This window comes from Nocardia aurantiaca (assembly GCF_009708175.1).
GTDB classification, from domain to species: Bacteria; Actinomycetota; Actinomycetes; order Mycobacteriales; family Mycobacteriaceae; genus Nocardia; species Nocardia aurantiaca.
The window spans coordinates 179,208-204,759 of the sequence record NZ_WMBB01000004.1 but is presented as its reverse complement, the minus strand read 5'-3'; the positions used below and the strand labels follow the sequence as shown (position 1 = coordinate 204,759).

At 67.1% G+C, this 25,552-nt stretch carries 20 protein-coding genes and 2 tRNA genes; 15 read left to right on the top strand and 7 right to left on the bottom strand.

Annotated elements, in window-relative coordinates; genetic code table 11:
- Positions 1-43: 43 nt before the first annotated feature.
- The 4 genes from GLP40_RS09695 (at position 44) to GLP40_RS34395 (ending at position 4,166) form a co-directional block, all read left to right on the top strand.
- Positions 44-922 carry an alpha/beta fold hydrolase gene (locus GLP40_RS09695; RefSeq protein WP_154787515.1) on the top strand — a complete coding sequence of 293 codons (879 nt, stop codon included), beginning with the start codon at positions 44-46 and terminating at the stop codon, positions 920-922.
- Between the two features lie 498 nt (positions 923-1,420).
- Positions 1,421-3,490, top strand: coding sequence for a neutral/alkaline ceramidase (locus GLP40_RS09690; RefSeq protein WP_154787514.1), 2,070 nt, complete (start codon positions 1,421-1,423; stop codon positions 3,488-3,490).
- A 5-nt stretch (positions 3,491-3,495) separates the two neighbouring features.
- Entirely contained in the window at positions 3,496-3,996 is a 501-nt protein-coding gene (locus tag GLP40_RS09685; protein WP_154787513.1) for a GNAT family N-acetyltransferase, read from the top strand.
- Between the two features lie 38 nt (positions 3,997-4,034).
- Positions 4,035-4,166, top strand: coding sequence for a hypothetical protein (locus tag GLP40_RS34395; protein WP_268867090.1), 132 nt, complete (start codon positions 4,035-4,037; stop codon positions 4,164-4,166).
- Between the two features lie 34 nt (positions 4,167-4,200).
- Here the strand turns inward: GLP40_RS34395 and GLP40_RS09680 are convergent, their stop codons facing one another.
- Positions 4,201-5,211 carry an MBL fold metallo-hydrolase gene (locus tag GLP40_RS09680; RefSeq protein ID WP_328289932.1) on the bottom strand — a complete coding sequence of 337 codons (1,011 nt, stop codon included), beginning with the start codon at positions 5,209-5,211 and terminating at the stop codon, positions 4,201-4,203.
- A 537-nt stretch (positions 5,212-5,748) separates the two neighbouring features.
- On the opposite strand from GLP40_RS09680, the gene GLP40_RS09675 reads away from it, so the two are divergent.
- On the top strand, positions 5,749-7,797 hold the full coding sequence (locus tag GLP40_RS09675; RefSeq protein WP_154787511.1) for an ATP-binding protein: 2,049 nt from the start codon (positions 5,749-5,751) through the stop codon (positions 7,795-7,797).
- Between the two features lie 451 nt (positions 7,798-8,248).
- Positions 8,249-8,467, top strand: coding sequence for a cold-shock protein (locus tag GLP40_RS09670; RefSeq protein WP_154787510.1), 219 nt, complete (start codon positions 8,249-8,251; stop codon positions 8,465-8,467).
- A gap of 67 nt (positions 8,468-8,534) precedes the next feature.
- Here the strand turns inward: GLP40_RS09670 and GLP40_RS09665 are convergent, their stop codons facing one another.
- Positions 8,535-9,338, bottom strand: coding sequence for a nucleotidyltransferase domain-containing protein (locus tag GLP40_RS09665; RefSeq protein ID WP_154787509.1), 804 nt, complete (start codon positions 9,336-9,338; stop codon positions 8,535-8,537).
- Positions 9,339-10,122: 784 nt separating this feature from the next.
- Here GLP40_RS09665 and serA point away from each other — a divergent pair.
- Positions 10,123-11,721: a phosphoglycerate dehydrogenase gene (serA, locus tag GLP40_RS09660; protein ID WP_328289931.1), complete on the top strand. Its 1,599-nt coding sequence runs from the start codon at positions 10,123-10,125 to the stop codon at positions 11,719-11,721.
- A gap of 470 nt (positions 11,722-12,191) precedes the next feature.
- A complete protein-coding gene (locus GLP40_RS09655; protein ID WP_154787508.1) occupies positions 12,192-13,199 on the top strand; it encodes a 3-isopropylmalate dehydrogenase in 1,008 nt (335 codons plus the stop codon).
- A 287-nt stretch (positions 13,200-13,486) separates the two neighbouring features.
- Here the strand turns inward: GLP40_RS09655 and GLP40_RS09650 are convergent, their stop codons facing one another.
- Entirely contained in the window at positions 13,487-14,665 is a 1,179-nt protein-coding gene (locus tag GLP40_RS09650) for an MFS transporter (protein WP_154787507.1), read from the bottom strand.
- Between the two features lie 324 nt (positions 14,666-14,989).
- On the opposite strand from GLP40_RS09650, the gene GLP40_RS09645 reads away from it, so the two are divergent.
- From GLP40_RS09645 to GLP40_RS09630, 4 genes are all read left to right on the top strand, one after another.
- Positions 14,990-15,763, top strand: coding sequence for a fumarylacetoacetate hydrolase family protein (locus GLP40_RS09645; protein ID WP_154787506.1), 774 nt, complete (start codon positions 14,990-14,992; stop codon positions 15,761-15,763).
- Positions 15,764-15,776: 13 nt separating this feature from the next.
- Entirely contained in the window at positions 15,777-17,243 is a 1,467-nt protein-coding gene (gltX, locus tag GLP40_RS09640; protein ID WP_154787505.1) for a glutamate--tRNA ligase, read from the top strand.
- A 157-nt stretch (positions 17,244-17,400) separates the two neighbouring features.
- Positions 17,401-17,472, top strand: a tRNA-Gln gene (locus GLP40_RS09635).
- Positions 17,473-17,541: 69 nt separating this feature from the next.
- Positions 17,542-17,614 (top strand) — tRNA-Glu (locus GLP40_RS09630).
- Between the two features lie 68 nt (positions 17,615-17,682).
- Here the strand turns inward: GLP40_RS09630 and GLP40_RS09625 are convergent.
- Together GLP40_RS09625 and GLP40_RS09620 are read right to left on the bottom strand one after the other, a co-directional pair.
- The gene (locus tag GLP40_RS09625; protein WP_154787504.1) at positions 17,683-18,183 is read right to left on the bottom strand and encodes a pyridoxamine 5'-phosphate oxidase family protein; all 501 of its coding nucleotides are present in this window, start codon (positions 18,181-18,183) and stop codon (positions 17,683-17,685) included.
- 219 nt (positions 18,184-18,402) lie between these two features.
- Positions 18,403-19,104, bottom strand: a complete 702-nt coding sequence (locus GLP40_RS09620) for an IclR family transcriptional regulator (RefSeq protein ID WP_154787503.1) — start codon at positions 19,102-19,104, stop codon at positions 18,403-18,405.
- Positions 19,105-19,223: 119 nt separating this feature from the next.
- Between GLP40_RS09620 and leuC the strand changes: the two genes are divergently transcribed.
- The 3 genes from leuC to GLP40_RS09605 all read left to right on the top strand — a co-directional run bounded on the left by leuC (position 19,224) and on the right by GLP40_RS09605 (position 22,114).
- A complete protein-coding gene (leuC, locus tag GLP40_RS09615; RefSeq protein ID WP_154787502.1) occupies positions 19,224-20,648 on the top strand; it encodes a 3-isopropylmalate dehydratase large subunit in 1,425 nt (474 codons plus the stop codon).
- A 59-nt stretch (positions 20,649-20,707) separates the two neighbouring features.
- A complete protein-coding gene (leuD, locus tag GLP40_RS09610; RefSeq protein ID WP_154787501.1) occupies positions 20,708-21,316 on the top strand; it encodes a 3-isopropylmalate dehydratase small subunit in 609 nt (202 codons plus the stop codon).
- A 156-nt stretch (positions 21,317-21,472) separates the two neighbouring features.
- Complete coding sequence (locus GLP40_RS09605; protein ID WP_154787500.1) at positions 21,473-22,114, top strand: HU family DNA-binding protein; 642 nt, start codon at positions 21,473-21,475, stop codon at positions 22,112-22,114.
- A gap of 247 nt (positions 22,115-22,361) precedes the next feature.
- Here GLP40_RS09605 and GLP40_RS09600 read toward each other — a convergent pair whose 3' ends face one another.
- Both GLP40_RS09600 and GLP40_RS09595 read right to left on the bottom strand, forming a co-directional pair.
- Complete coding sequence (locus GLP40_RS09600; protein WP_328289930.1) at positions 22,362-23,321, bottom strand: NUDIX hydrolase; 960 nt, start codon at positions 23,319-23,321, stop codon at positions 22,362-22,364.
- Complete coding sequence (locus tag GLP40_RS09595) at positions 23,318-25,534, bottom strand: RNA degradosome polyphosphate kinase (protein WP_154787499.1); 2,217 nt, start codon at positions 25,532-25,534, stop codon at positions 23,318-23,320. The genes GLP40_RS09600 and GLP40_RS09595 overlap by 4 nt, the downstream gene beginning before the upstream one ends.
- Between the last annotated feature and the right edge of the window lie 18 nt (positions 25,535-25,552).

Sequence of the window (25,552 nt, the reverse complement as noted above, 5' to 3'; positions counted from 1 at the left end):
CGAGGCGCTGTTGCCGCATTGGTCGGCGGGTTAGCGTGGGGCTATGACTGCTGATCAGGAAGTCCCGGCCATCCCGAACGTGCGACGCAGTTACGTCGAAGCCCGCGGGGTTCGGTTCCATGTCACCGAGGCTGGTCAGGGGCATCCGGTGCTCGCACTGCACGGGTGGCCACAGCACCATTATGTGTATCGGGACCTCCTGGCCGATCCTCCTGAAGGGTTGCGGATCATCGCGCCGGATCTGCCGGGGTACGGCTGGTCCGGGGCTGCGCCGCATCGGTGGGCCAAGGATGACGTGGCGTCGGATGTGCTCGCGCTGATGGATGCGATGGGTCTCGATAAAGACGTGCTGTTGGTCGGGCATGACTGGGGTGGGTTTATCGGCTATCGGATGATCCTGCGGGAACCGGAGCGGTTCAGCGGGTTCCTCGTTCTGAATATCGCGCATCCGTGGGTGCCGAAGGCGGTGGTGGCTCGGCACGCCTGGCGGCTCTTGGCGTATCAGCCGCTCATGGCGAGTGTGGGGGTGCCGTTGCAGCGGCGGACTCGGTTCTTGGAGTGGTTGTTCGGGGCTGCGATGTCGGAGGGGCACGGGATGGATCCGGAGACGGTTCGGGTGTTCTCGGAGCGGTTCAGGGATCCGGTGGTGGCTCGGACCGGTACTGACACCTACCGGACATTCCTTGTGAAGGAGGTGCCGGCTTCCGTGCGGAGCCCGGAGACTCGGCGCGCTACGGTGCCGGTGCGGGCCTTGTTCGGGAAAGATGATGCGGCGGTGCATTATTCGTTGGCTGCGGCGGAGACAGCCCAGGCGGATGATTACCGGTTGGAGTTGGTGGAGGGGTGCGGGCATTTCATTGTCGATGAGCGGCCCGAGTTGGTGCGGGCGAGGCTGATCGAGCTGGCTGCTGAGACGAAGTAGGTGAGGTGACTGGCTCAGGGTCGCATTAGGGGTGAAATTGGTCGAGCGGCGGCCGTCGATTTCGATGGATGGTCGTCTCCACGATCGTCGGCTCCTCGGGGGAATCCGTGCAACCAGGCGGCTGTGCGGTGGCACAGGACCGCGCGTGACGGCCAGGCGACCACCGCATGGCATCGATCGAGAATGGTGGAGCGTCGATCGGTTTGGGAGCGGTCGGTTGAGCCGGGGGATTCGCTGGGGTTTCGGGCGCAAACTCTTTGCGATGGCTTGCTGGCGCATCGGGGTGCGGGGTAGGAAGAATGGCTGTGCCCTGGGGTATCGGCGCGCACGACGTGGCGGCGACCTCGGTGGCGTCAGGGTGGGGGATGCGGGGCGGGGTTACGGGTAGAAATTGGTCAAGTGACCGACTAGTCTGCGGGGAACCTGAAATCGAACAGGTTCACTCTTTGGCGGGTGCGGGCTGGTTCGCACTGTCGCGGTGAGGAAATGAGGGGTGCGATGACTCTGTCCCGGCGGGCTGTGCTGGTGGGCGCTGCGGTGGGCGGCGTGGGCGCGAGCGCGGTGTTCGGTGCGAATATGGTTGGAGCGCAGCCAATCAGGCATCGAGCAGCTGGACAGGATTACCTGGTCGGGGTGGGGATGGCGGATATCACCGGGGCCCCCGCGGGGCAGGGGATGATGGGCTACTCGGAGGCCGATCAGGTCACGACGGGGCTGTTGTCGCGGTGTTATGCGCGGGCGTACATCGTGGTGGATCAGGCTACGGGGGATCGGGTCGCGTTCGTGAACACCGACAATGCCTGCTTGTTCCAGTCGGTGCATCTGGTGGTGATGCAGCGGTTGCAGCAGCGGTTCGGGGATCTGTATACGGAGCGAAACGTCAATCTCAATGCGACGCACAACCACAACTCGTGTGGGGGTAGCGCGCGCGAGTACGCGTATTCGCTGGCGGCCATGGGGTTTCAGCAGAATTCGCATGATGCCGAGGTGAGTGGGATCGTCAAGGCCATCGTCGACGCGCACGAGAATCTCGGGCCGGGGTCGATCATGCTCGGGCATGGGGAGTTGCACGATGCCAGTGCGAACCGGTCGCGGGTCGCGTTCGAGGCCAATCCGGACGAGGACAAGGCGGCGTTTCCGGATGCCATCGACCCGCAGGTCACCGTGCTGCGGTTCCGTCAGGGCGGCAGGGATGTCGGGGCCATTACCTGGTTCGCCACGCACGGCACCTCGCTGACCGATCGCAATACCCTCATCTCGGCGGACAACAAGGGGTATGCCAGTTATCGCTGGGAGCACGACGAGATGGGGGTGCGGCATCTGGACGGGCCGCCGTCGTTCGTGGCCGCCTTCCCACAGACCAATGCGGGCGATATGACGCCGAATCTGTGGACCCGGCCCATGCATCCGTCGGGGCCCACCGAGGACAATCGCACCAACTGCGCCATTATCGGCGAGCGCCAATATCAGGCGGGGCGCCGGGCTTTCGACGCCGCGGCGCCCATGAGCAGTGCCGGCGTGGACTCGGTGCTGCACTATGTGAACCTGGCCGACACCGCCATCGACGGTGATTACACCCCGGACGGCAAGCCCGCCCGCACCTCGCCCGCCATGATGGGCGCGGCGGCCATGGCGACCAGCACCGAGGACAACTGGAACTCGCAGCTGTCGTTCCTGCAGGAGGGCGACTCCAATCCGATGGTGGCGGCGCTCGGCGGCATCAACTCGCCGATCGAGCAGTGGATGCGGGATGTGCAGGCGCCCAAGCTGATTCTGGCTCCGCTCGGCGTGCTGCCACCGCGGCCGTGGGTGCCGCAGATCGTGCCGCTGCAGTTGATGCGCATCGGTGATCTGGTGCTGGCGTCGGGGCCGTCGGAGTACACCGTGGTGTCGGGGCTGCGGATTCGGCGGCTGGTGTCGCGGGCGCTGGGGGTTCCGCTGGAGAACGTGCTGCTGCAGGGGTATGCCAATGGCTACTGCGGATATGTGACCACGCCGGAGGAATATGCCGTCCAGCAGTACGAGGGTGGCGAAACCCTCTACGGGCGTTGGACGCTGTCGGCGCACATGCAGGAGTTCGACCGGCTCGCAAAGGCTTTGGCGGCACGCGTCGATCTCGGCCGCGGACCCGCGCCGCTCGACTGGACCTTCGGATTGCAGCCCAACCTGCTGGCTCCGGTCCCGGCCGATCTGCCGCACGCCGGTCGCGCCTACGGTGATGTCCTCACCCAGCCGGACGCGAACTACGCTGCGGGGCAGACCGTTTCGGTGGAGTTCGTCGGGGCCCACCCCAACAACAACTTCCGTCCGGACGGCACTTACTTCGAAGTCCAGCAGGGCTCCGGCGATGACTGGCAACGCGTCTACGACGACAATGACTGGTGCACCGAACTGCACTGGTCCCGGCCGGAAGGGCAGCCCGCCGCCTCCACCATCACCATCCGCTGGACGGTGCCGGACAGCGCGCCTTCGGGTCGCTACCGCATCCGATACACCGGCGACAGCCGCGACGCCGCGGGGAGTATCACTGAAATCACTGGAACATCAGCCGAATTCGTGATCGCCTGAGCATCATGGTGTTCGTTCGGTCCGCCGACGTGGCGGATGAGAAGTTCCTGTGGGCCATGTTGTTCGAGGCGTCGCATGCCCGCGATCGCGGCGTGGTCTCGCCCGAGCAGCTGATGGATCAGCCGAATCTGGCGCGGTACGTCCGAGGCTGGGGCGCCACGGGCGATCTCGGCATGGTCGGCGGGACCGACGGAGTGCTGTTGGGCGCCGCCTGGCTGCGCAGATTCACCGCCGAGAACGCCGCCTTCGGCTACATCGACGCCGACACTCCGGAATTGGCGATCGGTGTCGCGCCCGACAGTCGCGGCACCGGACTCGGGACGGCCCTGATGAACGCGCTCCTCGACGCCGCACGCGAGCAGTACGAGGCGGTGAGTTTGAGTGTCCGCCTGGAGAATCCGGCACGGCGGCTCTACCAGCGTCTCGGTTTCGTCGATGTACCGGGATCGGAAATCGTCAATCCGGCCGGAACCACCAGCGTGACAATGCTTCTCCGCTTCCGGTGATCGGCCTCCGTGCCCGATGATCGGATCACGCCGGACAATTGGCCGCCCGCCTCGTCGCGATCAACCTGATGCTCATCGCGGGAGGGCGGCTCGCCGCCCTCGACCTGCCGCACGTCGGCCATGGCCACACAGCGGCGATTACCGCCGACCGGCAGCGCGGATGCGGCTGATGCGCTTCAGACGATCAGCCTCGGGTCCAGCTCCTCAATCCCGGGGCGCGGGGTCGAAAGCCAACCGACCAGGCGCGAGATAATCGTCGCGGTCCAGCAGCATCCGGACCTCGGGCCGCGCACCCTCCGGCATCCATGCCAGCTCCTCGTGCAGCGGCGTCCGGAACGCCTCACCTCGGGCGGTGATCAACGGCAGCCAATTGTCGTGATGGTTGGGGACGAACACCTTCGGTCGCAGCGCCTCGATATATCTGCGCGAATCATGCAGCCCATTCGTGAACTGGTTGTAGCCCTGGATCGCGCCGATGTGCACGTCCGAGGCGGGCAGCGCGCGCAGGACATCAAGGACGTGCGGCGCCTTGTCCAGCAGTGGGCCGGAGGAATCGTGCCAGGTCAGCACGAAATCACCGCGGCGGAACTGATACAGCAACACCCCGCCCTCCGGCGCGAGCAGATGGCGGGCCAGATGTCTGACATCGGCCAGGCCCGGGCGATGGATGCGAATGTCGTGCAGGCCGGGCTTGGGCCGCACCGGCGCGGAAGCATCGGGCCCTTCGCGCCGCGGCGTGCGCGCCGAGTGCAGGTGGCGCACAGCGGTCACCGAGAGCCCGGGCGCGAGCTCGAAGTCGTAACGGTCACCCGGCGCGGACTTGCTGGAACCCAGTTCCTGGCAAGCCAATTCGGCCCCGCCGACCTGTTTGCGCGCCGTCGCGCAGTGTTCGGCCGTCCCGTAGACTACCGCGCCGCTCGCCCGCGCGATCGCTCCCGCGTCGGCCGCGTGATCGAAGTGCCCGTGCCCGATGAAGATCGCCGCCGGATCCAGCGCCGCGACCTCCTCCGGCCCGGTCGGCACATACCCGGATGTCGCTCCGCGCGGCACCCACGCGTCCAGCAGGAACACCACGCCGCCCATGGCCACAGCGAAACTGGCACACCCGAACCAGGAAACCAGCACCTGATCCTCCCGCACCGCCCCGCTGACCGGGTCCACCGCCTCCGCACCGAAAAAGCGCTGACGTGCGGCAATGGTCTGACTACTGGCCACCCGGCACCCCCTTTGTCTCGCGTCGCGGCGGACACCGCCCGCCACCGCTCCGCATTCTGCCCGCATCCGACTGGACTGTCACCCAGTCGCCGGCGCACGCCACCATGTCCGCCACGGGTACGACCCCGGATGGCAGTACGCCTGTTGATCCCGCGGCGAGCGCGTGCGCGACATCGCCGACAGCGGTCCCGACGAGCGCATGATGGCCAGCGCCACCGATGGCTCCAGCTTCGCCGACCCACTCACCCGATGCCACAGCGGGTCGTGACCGCCGTGCGGGCGAGGCCTGTATGGGCGGGCGAGGAGCGCCGGGTGATGTGAGCGAACGCCCCGGGAGCGGGTTATCAAGGGGCGTCCACAGTCTCACGAAGATAACCGAGACCTTGCCGTTGCCGTAAGCAACCGGTCGGTGAATCCTGGAATCGCACCGTGACTGAGCGGTCGGTAAATGTTCAGCCTGCTGTTAATCAATCGGCGTTGCATCGAATTCAGAGGTAGCTGAAGGGCGGCTGCCCCGAGGGTAATTGGGGACCCATCATGTACGACGACGTGCATGCGGCCGCGCAGGATCGTGATGACCACAAGTACACGATGCGCATCAGCCGGCTGGCGATCGACAAGCTCGGCATCCGGCTCTACGACAGGGTTTCGGCGGTTCTGGCCGAGCTCATCGCCAATTCCTACGATGCCGACGCCACCGAGGTGGAGGTCGTGCTGCCGTGGGGCGCGATGCTGGCCGGAACCGTCAGGGCCGCAGACGAACCGGCGTACGAGATCATCGTCTCCGACAACGGGCACGGGATGACCGCCGAAGAGATCAACGAGCACTATCTGCTGGTCGGGTCCGATCGGCGGGCGCGCACCGGGTCCGATCTGTCCAGGGAGCTGCGACGGCCGGTCATGGGGCGCAAGGGAATCGGGAAACTCGCCGCTTTCGGCATCTGCCGGACCATCGAGGTGATCACGGCGGGCAGCACGGAGGCGGACCGGACACCATTGGGCTGGAACGTCTCTCACTTCGTGATGGACCTCGACGACATGCTCTCCGACACCGAGAGCGACTACTTCCCCCGGGCCGGGGCGCAGGACGGCTCCTTCACCGCCAAGCGCGGAACCACCATCATTCTGCGCGACTTCTTTCGCAAGAGGGTGAACACCGGCACCGAGTTGAACCGGCAACTGGCGGCGCGCTTCGGCATCGAGCGCGCCGACTGGCGAGTCGAGGTGCGCAATGCGATAGGCCGGGAGAGTTTCATTCTGAGTGCGCTGCCGATCGACGTCATGGAGGAAACCCGGGTCGACGTCGGCCGGGTGCCGGTGCGTTTCGGGCGGCAATTCCTGCCGGTGACCGGGTGGATCGCCTACTCGAAACAGCCTTACCGTGACGAGGCGATGGCGGGGGTGCGTATTTACGCTCGCGGCAAGATCGTGGCGCAGACAAGGGATTTCGGAATCTCCGCCGGATTCACCGGCGAATTCAAACTGCGTTCCTACCTGGTCGGTGCGATTCACGTGGACTGGCTCGACGATGACGACGACCTGGTCCGCTCCGACCGCCAGGACATCATGTGGAACTCCCCGCGCGGCGAGGCGCTCGCGCAGTGGGGCCGGGCCCTGATCAAGGAGATCGGCAGGCTCGGGGAGAAGTCCATCCGCCGCCGAGTCTGGGAGGAGTTCGTCGAACGCTCCCATATCCGCGAGACCCTCGACGCGATCGCGCCCGGCGACCGCGTGTTCCGCGACTCCGTCCTGGATGCGGCGCGAATCTTGGTGGCGCACAAGGATCGTGCGTCGCTGGATGACCCCGCGCACATCGAGAACATGCTGCGGCTGGCCCTGTCGCTGGGCCCGCAGCGCAGCCTGCTCGATACGCTCGAGGAGATCGCCGAGGATGCCGATCCCGAATTGGATGTGGTGGTCGCGCTGTTCGAGCGGGCCCACATCGCCGAGATCTACTCGCTGGGGCAGATCGCCAGCGAGCGGGTCGCGGTCGTGGACCGTCTGCGCTCGCTCATCGACGACCGGCGTTCCCTGGAACGGCCCTTCCAGGAGCTGATCGAGTCCGCCCCCTGGCTGCTCGCCCCCGAGTGGACGCCGCTGGGCATGAACGAGTCCCTCAAACGCGTGCGCGCCAGCTTCGAACGCTGGTACGCACAGAAGTTCGGCACCCCGCTGGTGACCACCGCCATCGGCAGCCAGAAGCGCGAACCCGACTTCGTGCTGCTGCACGACTCCGGCGAACTCTGGATCGTCGAGATCAAGCGCATGGACTACCACCTCACCGACGAGGAGTACAACCGCGCCGTCAACTACCTCTATGAACTCGACCACTTCCTTGACGAGAATCCCCGCATCGGCGCCCAATTCCCGCGCCGCCGACTCACTTTCATCGTCGACCACATCGACAAACTGGGCCCCGCGTCCCTCTCCTCCCTGGTCAGCGACCGTCGAGTGGACCGCCGCACCTGGCGCGAACTGCTCGACTCGACCCTCCGCGCCCACCGCGACTTCCTCGAGCGCGTCTACGCCATGCGGGGTTCGGAGCCCGCAGCGGAAACGCCGCCCCGGAACATGCGTGCAGGCTGACCGAGCACTCGGCCACCCGCAGCACTCGGCCACCCGTACCGCATTGTCAGCGCCGGGCCGAAGGGGCACGGCCCGCGTGACGCGGTGCGAGGCGCGGGCGCGGTGCCCGGGCCGAGGAAGGGCAGGCCCGGGCACCTGCGGTGGGCAGCGGTGGCGCGAAAGACCGCGGCGGTGCGGCCGGGTGTGGCGAAACGAGATGTGCGGGAGAGCAGTTGGAGGGAGAGGGGAGGGGATCGTCCGGGGGGCTTGGCTGGATGGCTAGCGTGAGGCGAGTGATACGCGGGGGCAGGGGGATTCGATAGGTGGGTAGAGGTCGTACGCGTTGGCCGCAGCCGTGGAATGGGCTGGGGCGGGCGTGGGTGGCCGACCGCGCGGGCCGGGGGCGTGACACCATGGACCGCGGCACGTGCGGGGACGTGGGAGTGTCCGGTCGGTTCGAGAAGGTTTGGTAATGGTGCACGGCACGGTGAAATGGTTCGACAGCGAAAAGGGGTTCGGGTTCCTGAGCCCGGACGACGGCGGGCCGGACGTGTTCGTGGAGTACACCGCGGTGGAAGGGGAGGGCTTCCGGTCGCTCGCGGAGGGGCAGCGCGTCGAGTTCGAGGTGCGGCGCGCCAAGCCGGGGCCCGAGGCGCTGGCAGTGCGGGTCATCGCCGGAGTCCGCTACTGAGGGGTGTCACGGCGGCCGTCCCGAGGTGATCGGGACGGCCGCCGGCGCGTGATCCCCGCGGATTACTTCAGGCGCGCAGTCGACGGCGGAAGAAGTCCGCTGACAGAGCCTGTGCATGGCGCCGATGGGCGGGCTCGTCCCTGACGAATTCCGCCGCGGCTCGTTCGAACTCCGCGGAGACGAAATCCGCGATCGGTTCGGGTACGCTGCCGGCCCCCATTTCGCGGGTGCGGGATTTCAGTTCGGTCAATTCTTTCACGGCGGTGATGAAATCGTCCGGCAGGTCGCATTCGGCGAGCAGGGTCGGTAAATGCATCGGCGCTACCGATTTCTCCGGATGTTCGTGGAGCCAGCGCAATGCCATAGCGGGACGCAGCGAATAGAACACCTTTTTCAGGGACCGGTTGGAGTCGAGGAGACGCCACTGGCGGCGGCCCAAGTGGAGGTAGTGGCGGGCCACCCGATTGCGGTCGGCGACTTCATCGGCCAGTGTGCGCAACTCGTCCCGGAATTGGGGGTCGCCGCGGTAGACGATGGGCGACATCAGCCATTCGATGAGCACCGCGTTGCCGTTCACCAGCAGGCGCAGGGCCTTCGCCAGGTCCCAGCCGTTGACATCGAGTAAGCCGACCAAGGGTGTCTCGATGACATCGCGGCCGGGCCAGGGCGTGAGGTAGTCGTCCGCGGGCCGGAGGTAGACGAAGCGGCAGTCGTAGTCCGAGTCCGGGGAGGGGAAGCCCCAGGCGCGGCTGCCGCTCTCGATGGCGAGCAGCACGTCGACGCGGTGTTCGCGCACGATCCGGTCCAGTTCGCCGTCGATCGTGGCGACCACCGCCGGGTCCATGGAGGCGGGGATCGAGCGCAGCAGCATGGCAGCTGACGGTAGCGCCCGGGATCCCGCTGGTCTACGCGTTTTTCGCGCGATGAGCCCCCAGAAATGGGGGCGTGATAGTCACGTTATATGGCGGGAATTCGACACTCATATGAAGGAGGCCACAGAATTCTGAATCGGTGACGCCGGTCACATCGCGCTAATCCTCGTAACGGGTCGCGAAATCGCCTCGATAGGCTTCACGTCAGAAAGTTCGTACGGAATTCCAGAAGAGGTATTCTCATGATCCCCGTTATCATCGACACCGGTTCTGCTGCCCTCAACGGCCTGCTCGACACCGGGTCGGCCGCGCTGCACGGTATCCTGAACACCCTGTGGACCGGCTCCTTCGGTCGCTGAGAACTACTGACGTCGATTACTCGACTTTCGAAAGCCCGGCCTCGGACTCCGTAGCTCCGAGGCCGGGCTTTCGGCTATCTGCATCAGGAACTTCCATGCCGGAAAATATGTTTCAGAGTGCGTAATTCGCGCGGTCGCTTCCTCGCTGTCGCATCGTCGGCCCCCCCGGGCCGCCGACGCCCGGCGTGACGCAACGCCGAGATCGTCTACACCGAGCGCCGGGGCGAACGTCATAAGGGCGCCGTCGCCACGGGGAGGGCGTCCTCGGAACCGCCGGAGGCCGCGGACCCTGCGGACCTGGTTCGAAACCCGCAGTTCACAGCTTTGATGGCAGTTGCCTACCAGGCGGTAAAACGCCTCGGATCCCAGCCGATTAAGCTGACGCCCGTAAATCCCGGATCCCCTTCCTCAGGAGTACCCCACCGTGAGCCAAGCAGGCCGTCCTGTTGTTCTGATCGCCGACAAGCTCGCCCAGTCGACCGTCGACGCGCTCGGCGACGGTGTCGAGGTGCGCTGGGTCGACGGCCCCAACCGACCCGAGCTGCTGGCGGCCGTGCCGGAAGCCGATGCGCTGCTGGTCCGCTCGGCCACCACCGTCGACGCCGAGGTCCTCGAGGCGGGCAAGAACCTCAAGATCGTCGCCCGGGCCGGCGTCGGCCTCGACAATGTCGACGTGCCCGCGGCCACCGAGCGCGGCGTCATGGTCGTCAACGCGCCGACCTCCAATATCCACACCGCCGCCGAGCACGCCGTCACCCTGCTGCTGGCCGCCGCGCGCCAGATCCCGGCCGCCGACGCCACCCTGCGTGAGCACACCTGGCAGCGCAGCAAGTTCAACGGTGTCGAGATCTTCGGCAAGACCGTGGGCGTCATCGGCCTGGGCCGCATCGGCCAGCTGTTCGCGCAGCGTCTCGCCGCCTTCGAGACCAAGGTCATCGCGTACGACCCCTACACCTCGCCGGCCCGCGCCGCCCAGCTGGGCATCGAGCTGCTGCCCTTGGACGAGGTGCTCGAGCGCGCCGACTTCATCTCCATTCACCTGCCCAAGACCCCCGAGACCAAGGGCATGCTGAACAAGGAGACGCTCGCCAAGACCAAGAAGGGCGTCATCATCGTCAATGCCGCCCGCGGCGGTCTGATCGATGAGCAGGCCCTGGCCGACGCCATCAACTCCGGCCACGTGCGCGCCGCCGGCATCGACGTGTTCGAGACCGAGCCGTCCACCGACAGCCCGCTGTTCGAGCTGCCCCAGGTCGTGGTGACCCCGCACCTGGGCGCGTCCACCGCCGAGGCGCAGGACCGCGCCGGCACCGATGTCGCCAAGTCCGTGCAGCTCGCCCTGGCCGGTGAGTTCGTGCCGGGCGCGGTGAACGTCACCGGTGGTGCGGTCAACGAGATCGTCGCCCCGTGGCTGGACATCGTGCGCAAGCAGGGCGCGCTGCTGGGCGCCCTGGCCAACGAGCTGCCGGTCTCCCTCGAGGTCCAGGTTCGCGGCGAGCTGTCCTCGGAAGACGTTGCGGTGCTGGAGCTTTCGGCCCTGCGCGGCGTGTTCTCGGCCCTCGTCGAGGATGCGGTGACCTTCGTCAACGCCCCGTCGCTGGCCAAGGACCGCGGCCTGGAGGCCACCGTCACCACCCACAGCGAGAGCCCGACCCACCGCAGCCTGGTCGACCTGCGCGCCGTGTTCGGCGACGGCCGCACCCTGAACGTGGCCGGCACCCTGACCGAGCCCGCCCAGGTCGAGAAGATCGTCAACATCAACGGCCGCAACTACGACATGCGCGCCGAGGGCCTGAACCTGGCCGTCCTCGCCTACGAGGACAAGCCGGGCCAGCTCGGCCGCCTGGCCACCAAGCTCGGCGACGCCGGCATCGACATCCTGGCCGCCCAGCTCACCCAGGACCTGAACGACGAAGGCGCCACCGTCATCCTCCGCGTCAACAAGGAGGTCCCGGCCGAGGTCCAGAACTCGATCGCCGAGGCCGTGGGCGCCGCCAAGGTCGTCCAGGTCAACCTGGACTAGTCACTCGCAAGTCTGGTCGCCCGCGCCCCCGTCCGCACTCGTGGACGGGGGCGCGGTCCGATTACGGCCCCGGCCCGAGAATGGTTGTGTCGCAGTGCTTTCCGCCGGAACTATGGGCGGGCAGCAGCAGCGGACGTGCGGTGCGCAGGCTCGGGACCGGCGCCGGACGGTGTCCGCGCAACAGGGTGCCCTTTCTCGGCGCGTGCGGTAGCGGTGTCGACGCGCCGAAGTCCTGCCGCCCCGCCTTGTTCGGTACTGCGGTACCTGGACGTGGATCCCGACGCCGGAGAGCTCCGTCGCCGGGCCGCCGCGCACCCGATATTCCGGTTCGGTGATGCTGTCCGATCCCACTGGTTGGGAGCGATTCGCCCTGGTGAAAGGGGTTGGGGCGGCACCCGCTATGGTGGCCGGGACTCTCCTGCCAGCGCGGAGAGGATCACCCGCGCGTTATCGAACGGAGCATGGATTTCATGAAACTGGCTGTCATTCCGGGCGACGGTATCGGTCCCGAGGTCATCGCCGAGGCGCTCAAGGTGCTCGACGCGGTGGTGCCTGGTGTCGAGAAGACCGAATACGACCTGGGAGCCAAGCGGTTCCATGCCACCGGCGAGATCCTCCCGGACAATGTCATCCCGGAGCTCAAGCAGCACGACGCCATCCTGCTGGGCGCGATCGGCGACCCGTCGGTGCAGAGCGGCCTGCTCGAGCGCGGCCTGCTGTTGCGCACTCGCTTCGAGTTGGACCACCACGTGAACCTGCGCCCGTCCAAGCTGTACCCGGGCGTCACCAGCCCGCTCGCGGCCAACCCGGAGATCGACTTCGTGGTCGTGCGCGAGGGCACCGAGGGTCCCTACACCGGCACCGGCGGCGCGATTCGCGTCAACACCCCGCACGAGGTGGCCACCGAGGTCTCCACCAACACCCGCTTCGGCGTCGAGCGCGTGGTCCGCTACGCCTTCGAGACCGCCCGCAAGCGCCGCAAGCATCTGACCCTGGTGCACAAGAACAATGTGCTGGCCTTCGCCGGTTCGCTGTGGTCGCGCACGGTCGCCGAGGTCGGCGCCGAGTACCCGGACATCGAGACCGCCTACCAGCACATCGATGCCGCCACCATCCACATGGTCACCGACCCGGGCCGATTCGACGTGATCGTCACCGACAACCTGTTCGGCGACATCATCACCGACCTGGCCGCCGCCGTCTCCGGTGGCATCGGTCTGGCCGCCTCCGGCAATATCGACGCCTCGGGCACCAACCCGTCCATGTTCGAGCCGGTGCACGGTTCGGCCCCCGACATCGCGGGCCAGTCCAAGGCCGACCCGACCGCCGCGATCCTGTCGGTGGCCCTGCTGCTCCAGCACCTCGGCAAGGCCGAGGAGGCCGCTCGCATCGAGTCCGCCGTCGCCAAGGATCTGGCGTCGCGCTCGGGCGCCGCGTCCACCGTGGAGGTCGGCGACCGAATCATCGCGTCGCTCTAGGGTTTCACGGACGAGCCCCCGTTGCCGCGACCGCGGGGACGGGGGCTCGTCGCTGTCCATGGCCGGATATCCAGGCCGACAAGGTGATCCGCGGATCCGGATCATCGGGCAATCGGCCGAAACCCGACTGCTTCACACGCTCCGTTCGTTCCCTCGCCGCCGCCGAAATGCAATCCTGAGAGGTGGTTTCGTGAAATCGCGCCCCCAGTGAGCCAAATCGCACAGTTGCATTCGGATGCGAAAACTTAACGGGCACAGGTCTTCCGCATTTGCCCGGGATGAACGGCTCACCGGGAACCACTGGGCACCAACGGGACTGCGGCCAGCGCCATCAGCGCCGCCAGCAGGTAGGCGATCGGAAAACCGGCCGCGGTGATCAATGCGCCGAACGCCGGGGCGATCACGGCCGCCGCCAAGTTCTGCCCCGTGTTCTGGATCCCCAGCCCGCGACCCGACCAATAGGGACCGGCGATCTCGGCCACCGCCGTGAAGGCCAGACCATTGTCGGCCACCGTGATGACCGAGGCCCCGATCAGAATCGGAACGGCAGCCCACCACTGGTGTGCCCACGCCGCTACGGCCAAGGCGGACATGGAGATTACGGCCGCCATCGCCACCGTGCGCAGCGGCCGCAACCGGCTGCCCACCCGGTCCGACCAGATCCCCGCGCCGATTCGCCCTCCCGCGCCCAGGATCTGGGCGGCGGTGATCAGCGCGCCCGCGGTGGCCAGCGACATGCCGACATCGCGGTGCAGCCACAGCAGGCCGAACGTCCAGATGGTGGCCTGCGGGATGACCAACAGAATCGACACCCCGTGAATGCGCCACAGCGTGGAGTCACCGCGGTAGGGATTGACGGGACGCCCTGCGCCCCCGGTGGATTCGGGTCGCGGCGGATCCACGATGCCGAACAGACAGCCGATCGCGGCCGCGCCCGCCATGACCGCGGGCACCAGCACGGCCGCCGAGAACCCGTGTGCCGCAGCGACGGCGGGGATGGTCAGGGCCCCGACGGCCACGCCCAGCGGCTGCGCGGTCTGCCGGATACCCATGGCCAGCCCGCGCTGATCCGGCGGGAACCAGCCCACGATGACGCGTCCGCTCGCGCCGTTGGTACTGCCCGCGCCGGCCCCGGCCAGCAATAGCAATGCCCCCAGCGCAATGTAGTTCGTGACGGCGGCCGCCGCCGCACCCGCCGCGAACATCAGCGCGGGCCCGGCCACCAGGGCCTTGCGCTCGCCCACATGATCGACGATCCAGCCCCACGCGATCAGCGTGCAGACCAAGCCGACCATGGGCATCGCCACCAGCAGACCAGCCGTGGCCAGCGACATTCCTCGCTGGGTCAGGGCCGGCAGCAGGAAGGCGGTGCCGTGTACCAGCACCGCGCTGGAGCTCTGCGCGAAGACGCCGAGCGCCAGCATGGTCCACCGTCGCGCCGTATCCATTGCCGTCACGGTGGCCATGACCTCACCTCGTGTCTCACTATATGGAATAGTTGTCTTACTTTGTGAACATCGACCTTACGGTACACCTGATGCGCGAGACGATTTCCGAGACGAGCTGTCTGTTTGCTCACACCCGCGCACCGCTCTCGTGAGCCCCGTGACCTGACCTGAGTTCGCTTGTGTATAAGGGCTTTTCACATTCGAATCGGGGCAATGCGGGCCGGGATGCCACCCGCCGCGCGGCCCCCGCACGCGCCCGGCCCACGGCCCGCCCCTGATCCCGTCCTGCTCCGTGGTCGGGCGCGTTCGGGCAGGTCGAAGGCGGTCGATAGGATGCCAACCATGCGCCTAGGTCGAGTTGCCAGCCCAGATGGAGTCGCTTTCGTCAGCATCGAAGGAGACGGTGCCGACGCCGTCGTCCGGGAAATCGCCGAACACCCGTTCGGCAACCCGACCTTCACCGGTCGCAGCTGGCCGCTGGCCGATGTGCGCCTGCTGGCCCCCATCCTCGCCAGCAAGGTGATCTGCATCGGCAAGAACTACGCCGCGCACGCCGAGGAGATGGGCGGCCCAGCCCCGGCCGACCCGGTCATCTTCATGAAGCCGAGCACCTCGATCCAGAGCCCGAACGCCCCGATCATCCTGCCGCCCAGCTCCTCTCAGGTCGACTATGAGGGCGAACTGGCCGTCGTGATCGGCCGCCCCTGCAAGGACGTTCCCGCCGCCCGCGCCGGCGAGGTGATCCTGGGCTACACCGTCGCCAATGACGTCACCGCCCGTGACCAGCAGCGCCACGACGGCCAGTGGACCCGCGCCAAGGGCTACGACACCTTCTGCCCGCTGGGCCCGTGGATCGAGACCTCGCTGGACCCTTCGGATCTGGAGATCGTCACCGAGGTCGACGGCCAGGTGAAGCAGCGCAGCCGCACTTCGCTTCTGCTGCACGATATTCCGAAGCTGATCGAATGGATCACCACCGTGATGACCTTGCTACCGGGCGATGTCATCCTCACCGGCACCCCGGAGGGCGTCGGCCCGCTGCAGGCCGGCCAGACCGTGTCGGTGACCGTCTCCGGCATCGGCACCCTGTCCAATCCCGTTGCCGCCAAACGCTGAACGAAAGAGAGCCATGACTGACGTCCGGGTTCGTTTCTGCCCGTCACCCACCGGTACACCGCATGTGGGTCTGGTCCGCACCGCCCTGTTCAACTGGGCCTACGCGCGCCACCACGGCGGCACCTTCGTCTTCCGCATCGAAGACACCGACGCCGCACGCGATTCCGAGGAGTCCTACAACGCCATCCTCGACGCACTGCGCTGGCTCGGCCTCACCTGGGACGAGGGCCCGGAGGTCGGCGGCCCCCACGGCCCGTACCGGCAGTCGCAGCGGCGTGATATTCATCTCGATGTGGTGCAGCGCCTGCTCGCGGCGGGGGAGGCCTACGAATCCTTCTCCACCCCAGAGGAAGTCGAGGCCCGCCACAAGGCCGCCGGGCGCGACCCCAAGTTGGGCTACGACAACTTCGACCGCGACCTGACCCTCGAGCAGATCGCCGCCTACAAGGCCGAGGGCCGATCCGCGGTCATCCGCCTGCGCATGCCCGACCGGGACCTCACCTGGAACGACCTGGTCCGCGGCGAGACCACCTTCCGCGCGGGCGTGGTGCCCGATTTCGCGCTCACCCGCGGTAATGGGGATCCGCTCTATACGCTGGTCAACCCGGTCGACGACGCCATGATGAAGATCACCCACGTTTTGCGCGGTGAGGATCTGCTGTCGTCGACGCCGCGACAGCTCGCGCTCTACGAGTCGCTGAAACGAATCGGCGTCGCGGAGTTCACCCCGGAGTTCGGTCACCTGCCGTTCGTGATGGGCCAGGGCAACAAGAAGTTGTCCAAGCGTGATCCGGAGTCCAATCTCTTCCATCATCGCGACCGCGGGTTCATTCCCGAGGGTTTGCTGAATTATCTGGCGCTGCTCGGCTGGAGCATCGCCGATGATCATGACGTGTTCTCCATGGCGGAGATGGTGGCGGCCTTCGATATTTCGAAGGTGAATTCGAATCCGGCCCGATTCGATCAGAAGAAGGCGGACGCGCTGAACGCCGAACATATTCGGTTGCTGACTCCCGGTGATTTTGCTCACCGGCTACGCGAGTACCTCACCGGACATGGTCATATCGGCGCCGAGATCGACGAGAAGCTCTTCGAAAGGGCGGCCGATCTGGTGCAGACCCGGATCGTGGTGCTCGGCGACGCATGGGAACTGCTGAAGTTCCTGTTCATCAAGCCCGAAGAGTTCTCCATCGATCCGGCCGCCAAAGAAAAGAATCTCGGCGCCGACGCCGCCCCGGTATTGCAGGCGGCGGTGAAAGCCCTGGAAGGTGTGTCGGAATGGACCGCGGTTCCGCTCGAGGAGGCGCTGAAAACCGCGCTCATCGACGAACTGGGCCTCAAACCGCGCAAGGCCTTCGCGCCGGTGCGCGTCGCGGTGACCGGCTCCCACATCAGCCCGCCGCTCTACGAGTCCCTGGAACTACTGGGCCGTGAGGTCGCCATGGACCGTCTGCGCGCGGCGCTCGCCGAGATCGCCTGACGTGGTCGCGCCGATCGTCGCGAGATAGTCCGATTGATGCACAAACCGGCCTCTGACCAGCCGGTTTGTGTATCTCAGGGGGGATGCTGCTAATCTTCTTCTCGGCCGGAAAGCGGTCAGGAGCTTCCCCCGGGAGGAACCTGAAAGCCCAGGTCAATGGGGTATGGTGTAATTGGCAACACAGCTGATTCTGGTTCAGCCATTCTAGGTTCGAGTCCTGGTACCCCAGCTGCGAGAGTCTCGGCTCTCGAATTCGAGAAGCTTCGGTGGACCGCAAAGACCGCCGAAATCTCATCCTGGTCCCGTCGTCTAGCGGCCTAGGACGCCGCCCTCTCAAGGCGGTAGCGCGGGTTCAAATCCCGTCGGGACTACAAAGCGAAGGTCCCCGGCCGATCGGCCGGGGACCTTCGCTTTTCCTACGGATGCTGACCGGCGGTGTCTACGGGTGCTGACCGGCGGTGCTGCCGCCCAGCGGCATGGCGGGCAGGCCGAGTTTGCGGTGATCCCAGCTGCGGGTGCGCTCGGGCACCACGCGCACGGCCACGCGCTTGTGCAGCATGGCCTCCACGAACGGCTTGGCCTCATCGCTGTACGGCCCGGTGTAGCGCTCCCAGACGCTGATCCCCACCTTGAACAGGGCCTCGGAATCATCGATCACCTCGGCGCGGCCCTCGATGGAAACGCCGCGTAGCTGGTCGTAGGTATCGCCGGCCTCGACCATCACGGTGATGCGCGGGTCGCGGCGCAGGTTCACCGTCTTCTGGGCCTTCGCCTTGGTCTCGAACCAGATCTCGCCGTCGATGAGGGCATACCACATGGCGACCAGGTGCGGCCTGCCCTCGGCGCTGAGCGTTGCCATGGTGGCGACCCTGCTGCGTGCGAGGAATCCCGCGATCTCCTCGTCGGACATCACGATCTGCGCGCGTTGATTAACTCCCATGGGCCGACTGTAATTTACGGCGTATGAGCGCGGTCACAGTGGCCATTCACTGCCACGTGGCCCACATCCGGTCCGGCCCTGAAAGCGGCACAGCCCCCGCCGGCTTCCGGCGAGGGCCGCGATCGCGGGCCGCGCCGGCGCAGGTGAAGGCTGAGCGGCCACTGGGGCTGTCGTGACGGCTGTGGCCACCCGGGGGTTGTCCCGGGGCCGCAAAGTCCGTCAGAGGCGCTTGTGGAGGGCGTCGGCGGCGGCCACCAGATCGGCGGCCCAGCGTGCGCCCGGGCGGCGGCCCATGCGGTCGATGGGTCCGGATACCGAGACGGCCGCGATCACGCCGCCGGCCGCGTCGCGCACGGGCGCGGACACGCTGGCCACGCCGGCCGCGCGCTCGGCGGCGCTCTGCGCCCAGCCGCGCCGGCGCACCTCGGCCAGCGCCCGCTCGCCGAACACGGCCTCGGGCAGGATCGCGCGTTGCAGTTCCGGATCGGCCCAGGCCAGCAGTACTTTCGCGGCCGAGCCCGCGGTGAGTGGCAATCGCGCCCCGATGGGCACGGTGTCGCGTAGGCCCGCGGCCGGTTCCATGGCCGCCGCGCAGACCCGGGCATTGCCGTCACGGCGGTAGAGCTGCACGCTCTCGCCGGTGATCTCGCGCAGACGCGGGAGGATGGTGGCGGCGGCGTCGAGGAGCGGGTCGCTGGCGGTTGTCGCCAGTTCCGACAGGGCCGGGCCGGGCCGCCACAGCCCCTGGCCGTCGCGGGCCAGCATGCGATGCGTCTCGAGGCCCACCGCCAGGCGGTGCGCGGTGGCGCGGGGCAGGCCGGTGCGGGCGCAGAGCTCGTTGAGGCCGCAGGGTTGCTCGGCTACGGCGTGCAGGACGGCCATGGCTTTGTCCAGAACCCCGATACCGCTATGCTGTCTCATAGAACGATATTAGCGTCTCGCATGTTGGGAAATGCAAACCAGCCGCTTCCCAAGTCCGGACGCAAGCCTCCGCGTCAACAACTCGAGCGCGGGAATGTCTATCGAGAGGTGATGGAGATATGGCCGACCGGCCACGCACCCTGGCGGAGAAGGTCTGGGACCAGCATGTCGTCGTTCGCGGCGAAGGCGAGGGCGAGAATCGCCAGCCCGATCTCATCTACATCGACCTGCACCTGGTGCACGAGGTCACCAGTCCGCAGGCATTCGACGGCCTCCGCGCCGCGGGCCGCCCGGTGCGCCGCCCGGATCTCACCATCGCCACCGAGGACCACAACGTCCCGACCGTCGACATCGACAAGCCGATCGCCGATCCGATCTCCCGCACGCAGGTCGAGACCCTGCGCAGGAACTGCGAGGAATTCGGCATTCGCCTGCACCCCATGGGCGATATCGATCAGGGCATCGTGCACGTGGTGGGCCCGCAGTTGGGTCTGACCCAGCCGGGAACCACGGTGGTGTGCGGTGATTCGCACACCTCCACCCACGGCGCGTTCGGCGCGCTGGCCATGGGTATCGGCACGTCCGAAGTGGAACACGTGCTGGCGACGCAGACTCTGTCGTTGCGCCCGTTCAAGACCATGGCCATCAATATCGACGGCCGACTGCCCGAGGGCGTCACCTCCAAGGACGTGATCCTGGCGGTCATCGCGCAGATCGGCACCGGCGGCGGCCAGGGCTATGTGCTGGAGTACCGCGGCGAGGCGGTGCGCTCCATGTCCATGGAGGCCCGGATGACCATGTGCAACATGTCGATCGAGGCCGGTGCCCGCGCGGGCATGGTCGCCCCCGACGAGATCACCTACGAGTTCCTGAAGGGCCGCCCGCACGCGCCGCAGGGCGCGGACTGGGATGCCGCCGTGGCCGCCTGGAATGCGCTGAAGACCGATGAGGGCGCGGTTTTCGACGCCGAGGTGCACATCGACGCCGCATCGCTGACCCCGTTCGTCACCTGGGGCACCAACCCGGGACAGGGTGCGCCGCTGGGCGACTCGGTGCCGGATCCGGAGCAGATCTTCGACGAGAACGCGCGCGCGGCCGCCGAGAAGGCATTGCAGTACATGGACCTGACCCCGGGCACCCCGTTGCGGGATGTCGCCGTCGACACCGTTTTCGTGGGGTCGTGCACCAATGGCCGGATCGAGGATTTGCGCGCGGTGGCGGATGTTCTGAAGGGCCGCAAGGTCGCGGACGGTGTACGCATGCTGATCGTCCCCGGCTCGATGCGGGTGCGGCTGCAGGCGGAAAACGAGGGTCTGGGCGAGATTTTCACCGCGGCGGGCGCGGAATGGCGCCAGGCCGGGTGCTCGATGTGCCTGGGCATGAACCCGGATCAGCTTTCCCCCGGTCAGCGCTGCGCCTCCACCTCGAACCGGAACTTCGAAGGGCGACAGGGCAAGGGTGGCCGTACGCACCTGGTCTCGCCGCTGGTCGCCGCGGCCACCGCGGTGCGCGGAACCCTGTCCTCACCGGCGGATCTGAACTGATCGCACTCCGGTAGCGGGCCCAGACGCCCGCTGCCCCCACAGACTCAGGAGAATCAACGATGGAAGCCTTCAAGGTCCACAAGGGGATCGGCGTTCCGCTGCGCCGATCCAATGTCGACACCGACCAGATCATCCCGGCGGTGTATCTGAAGCGCGTTACCCGAACGGGTTTCGAGGACGGCCTGTTCGCGGCGTGGCGGACGGATCCGAACTTCATTCTGAACACCGAGCCCTACAACCGGGGTAGTGTGCTGGTCGCTGGTCCGGATTTTGGTACCGGCTCCTCACGTGAGCATGCTGTTTGGGCCTTGAAGGACTACGGGTTCCGGGTGGTGATCTCGTCTCGCTTCGCTGACATCTTCCGCGGGAACGCCGGCAAGGACGGCCTTCTGACGGCTCGGATGGCGCAGAGCGATGTGGAATTGCTCTGGAAGTTGCTCGAGGAACAGCCGGGTTTGGAATTGGCGGTGGACCTCGAGGCGCGAACCGTGTCGGCCGGAACGGTCGTGCTGCCGTTCGATATTGACGACTACACGCGCTGGCGGCTGCTGGAAGGGCTGGACGACATCGGCCTCACTCTGCGGCACAGCGACCAGATCAGCCAGTTCGAAAACGCAAGGCCGACTTGGAAACCCGCTACCATTCCGGCCCGTATTTCGCGGACGTAATCATTGATGAGCGTTAGCTGAACACCCTCAAACCAGGTAGCTGAGCGTGTGCCATGCGTCATGTATTTCCGCGTGGCACATAGACTCTTGCCCGGAAAGGGTTTACCGTGGTACCTAGTCGGTCCGACGACGGGCCATTAGTCTGCGGAGGATTCAATGAACAAGGCGGAACTGATCGATGTTCTGACCGAGAAGTTGGGTACTGACAGGCGCACCGCTACTGCTGCAGTTGAGCAGATGGTCGATACGATCGTGCGTGCTGTGAACAAAGGTCAGAGTGTCACCATCACCGGATTCGGCGTCTTCGAACAGCGTAAGCGGGCCGCCCGGGTTGCTCGGAACCCGCGCACCGGCGAAACCGTCAAGGTGAAGCCGACTTCGGTGCCGGCCTTCCGCCCCGGCGCTCAGTTCAAGGCGATCATCGCCGGCAAGCAGAAAATCGCTTCGAGCGGCCCGGCCGTGAAGCGCGGTGTGGCGGCCCCGGTTTCGGGCAAGACGACTGCCAAGAAGACCACCGCCAAGAAGGCGGCCAAGAAGGTCGCCACCAAGGCGCCGGCCAAGACCACCGCCAAGAAGGCGGCGTCGAAGGCCCCGGCCAAGAAGGCCACCGCGAAGAAGACGCCGGCGAAGACCGCCGCCAAGAAGACCACGGCGAAGGCCACGGCCGCCAAGAAGACCACGGCCGCCAAGAAGACCACGGCCGCCAAGAAGGTCACCGCTGCGAAGGCCACCGCCAAGAAGACGGCCAAGAAGGCTCCCGCCAAGAAGACAGCGGCCAAGCGCACCGCTCGCCGGTAGGCACGTGGCCACAACCCGTCGCTGACGGGGGTTTTCGAGCAGGACGACATGCGAGACGGCCCGGCATCCGCCGGGCCGTCTCGCACATGTGGGGGGCCTTGGGGGGTTCGATGGGGGGATGGAATCGTGTACGAGCCGGGTCGATTCAGCCGGACACGGGTCGGTACGGCGACGTTCCAAGGGTTCTCGGTGGCCTGTGCCGCGGTTCGGCGGGCGGCGCTGCCCGCGGTCGGGGACCCGGGAACCCTCAGCGCTTGGGGAGTTCGCTGGGGGTCAGCATCCGGTCGAGGTGGTCGGCCGCGATCAGGCGGCCGTGGTGGAACGACAGCACCCAGACGCTGCCCTTGCGGTTGCGGGCCGGTGGCAGGGCGATGCCGTCCTCGGCGGCCCACCACTCGAGCAGATCCGGAATCACCTTGCCCTGGCTGGAGATCACCCGCACGGTGTCGGCGGAGACCAGGTCGCGGGCGCATTTGCGGGCGGCGTCGGGTGCTGCCGCGTAACCGGATTCGGAGAACAGCGGCTCCAGTTCGACGTCCACGCCCAGTTTTTCCGCCAGCGGGGTCACGGTTTGGACACAGCGGGCCGATGGGGCGGAGATGATTTCGGCAGCGCCGAAGGCGAGCAGATTCGGCACCAGGGCGCGAGCCTGTGCGCGACCGGCCTTTTCGAGCGGGCGCAGATCGTCGTCACCGCCGAAGCGATCACGGCGGCCGGCCTTGGCGTGCCGCACCACCAGCAGGGTGGCGGTCTCGGCGGGCTGGCGCAGGAAGTTGCGGACGATGGTGCGGTCCATGGGATAGGAGAGGGCGTCCATCACGGTGTCGAGCCGGCGCCAGTCCAGCTTGTCGACCTCCGAATTGGATTCGAACTGCCCGTCCAGGACCCGGGCGGCCCAGTAGTCCACCCGCTTGAGTTTGCGGTGCCCGGTCACCGGATAGGTCACGTGGCCCAGATACCGGCCGAGGCGCGAATTCAGGCCGGTCTCCTCGGCCACCTCGCGCACGGCCGTGATCACCGGCGTCTCACCGGGATCCAATTTCCCCTTGGGCAGCGACCAGTCGTCGAATTTGGGCCGGTGCACCAGGGCGATTTCGAGCGCGCCATCCGACGTCGGACGCCACAGCACCGCGCCCGCCGCCAGGATATTGGCGGCGACGCGGGGGTCTGCGAAATCGGCGGCGGGGTCGGAGTGAGCGGGGCTCACTGGCGATCCGGACGTCGCAGCCGCATGAGGTACTCCTGGTGATCACGGATCTGATCGCCCGGGACATCGGGGCCGGGCTGGGCGGCCCAGCTGCCGTCGGCCTGCAGGACCCAGCAGCGTGTGGCCGGGTTCAGGGCGGAGTCGAAGACCTGGCCCAGCTGCTCGGTCAGCTTCGGATCCTTCACCTGCGCCAGCACTTCCACGCGCCGGTCCAGGTTGCGGTGCATCATGTCGGCGCTGCCGATCCAGTACTCGTTCTGCGCCCCGAAGTGCAGCACGCGCGAATGTTCCAGGAAGCGGCCGAGAATCGAGCGCACCCGGATGTTCTCGCTCATGCCCTCCACGCCCGGCCGCAGCCCGCAGATACCGCGCACCACGATGTCGACCGGCACCCCCGCCTGGGAGGCCCGGTAGAGGGCATCGATGATCTGCTCGTCGACGATGGCGTTGGCCTTCAGCCGGATTCGCGCCGGTTCGCCCTGGGCGGCCAGCTCCACCTCGCGCTCGATGCGTTCGATGATGCCCGCGCGCACCCCGGTCGGGGCCACCAGCAGATTGCGGTAGCTGGCCTTTCGCGAGTACCCGGTCAGCGAGTTGAACAGATCGGTGAGGTCCGCGCCGATCTCCGGTGCGGCCGTGAGCAATCCGACGTCCTCGTACAGGCGTGCGGTCTTCGGGTTGTAATTGCCGGTGCCTATGTGGCAGTAGCGACGGATGGTGGCGCCCTCGCGCCGCACCACCAGGCAGGTCTTGCAGTGCGTCTTGAGGCCGACCAGGCCGTAGACCACGTGCACGCCCGCCTGCTCCAGCGCCCGCGCCCACTTGATATTGGCCTGCTCGTCGAAGCGGGCCTTGATCTCGACCAGCGCGACCACCTGCTTGCCCGCCTCGGCGGCGTCGATGAGCGCGTTGACGATGGGGGAATCACCGGAGGTGCGGTACAGGGTCTGCTTGATGGCGAGCACCTGCGGGTCGGCGGCGGCTTGTTCGATGAACCGCTGCACGCTGGTGGAGAAGGAGTCGTACGGATGGTGCACCAGCACGTCGCCCTCGCGCAGGGCGGCGAAAACGTTTCGGGGCGTTTCACGTTCGCCGAACGCCGGCGGGGTGGCCGGGATGTAGGGGGCGTCCTTGAGGTTGGGGCGGTCGACGCCGTAGACCTGCCACAGGCAGGACAGGTCGAGCAGGCCGGGCACCTGGATGACGTCGGCCGGGTCCACGTCGAGTTCACGCAGCAGCAGATCGAGCATGTGCTCGGTCATGTCGTCGGAGACTTCCAGGCGCACCGGGGATCCGAAGCGGCGGCGGGCGAGTTCGCGCTCCAGGGCCTGCAGCAGATCCTCGTCGCGGTCCTCCTCGACCTCCAGGTCGGCATTGCGGGTGATGCGGAACGAATGCTGTTCCACCACTTCCATTCCCGGGAACAGCTGATCCAGGTGAGCGGCGATCAGCTCCTCCATGGGGAGGAAGGCGGCCATGGACGGGCCTTGTGCCGCAGCGGAATCACGGCCGGCGCCGTCACGGGCCGGGGTGCCGCCGCCCGCGAGCCGACGGACCCGGACGAAGCGGTCCACATTGTCGGGGACCTTGACGCGCGCGAAGTGCTCGCCGCCGGTGACCGAATCCTTCACCGTCACGGCGAGATTCAGGCTCAGGCCGCTGATGTAGGGGAACGGGTGGGCCGGGTCGACCGCCAGCGGGGTCAGCACCGGGAAGACCTGATCCTGGAAATATCCGGACAGGCGCTGCTTCTCGCTGTCCTCCAGATCGGCCCAGCGGATGATGGCGATGCCCTCGGCGGTCAGCGCGGGCAACACCTGGTCCAGGAAGACGCGGGCGTGCCGCTCACCGATCTCCTGGGTGCGCACGGCGATCAGCTCGAGCTGTTCGGTGGGGGAGAGCCCGTCCGCGGACCGCACCGACAATCCGGTTTCCGCGCGGCGCTTCAGGCCGGCCACCCGCACCATGTAGAACTCATCCAGATTCGACGCGAAAATGGCGAGGAATTTGGCGCGTTCGAGCAGCGGCTGGGAATGGTCCTCGGCCAGCGCCAGAACACGGGCGTTGAAATCCAGCCAGCTGAGTTCCCGGTTGACGTACCGGTCCGCCGGAAGCGGGGCTATGGCGGTGGGCGGTGGGGTTGCCGCGGGCGGTGCCGCCGGTAGTTGCGGCGATTGCTTGACGGTATCCGTGTCGCTCACTCTCACGATCATTCCTTATGTCGCGGGTGG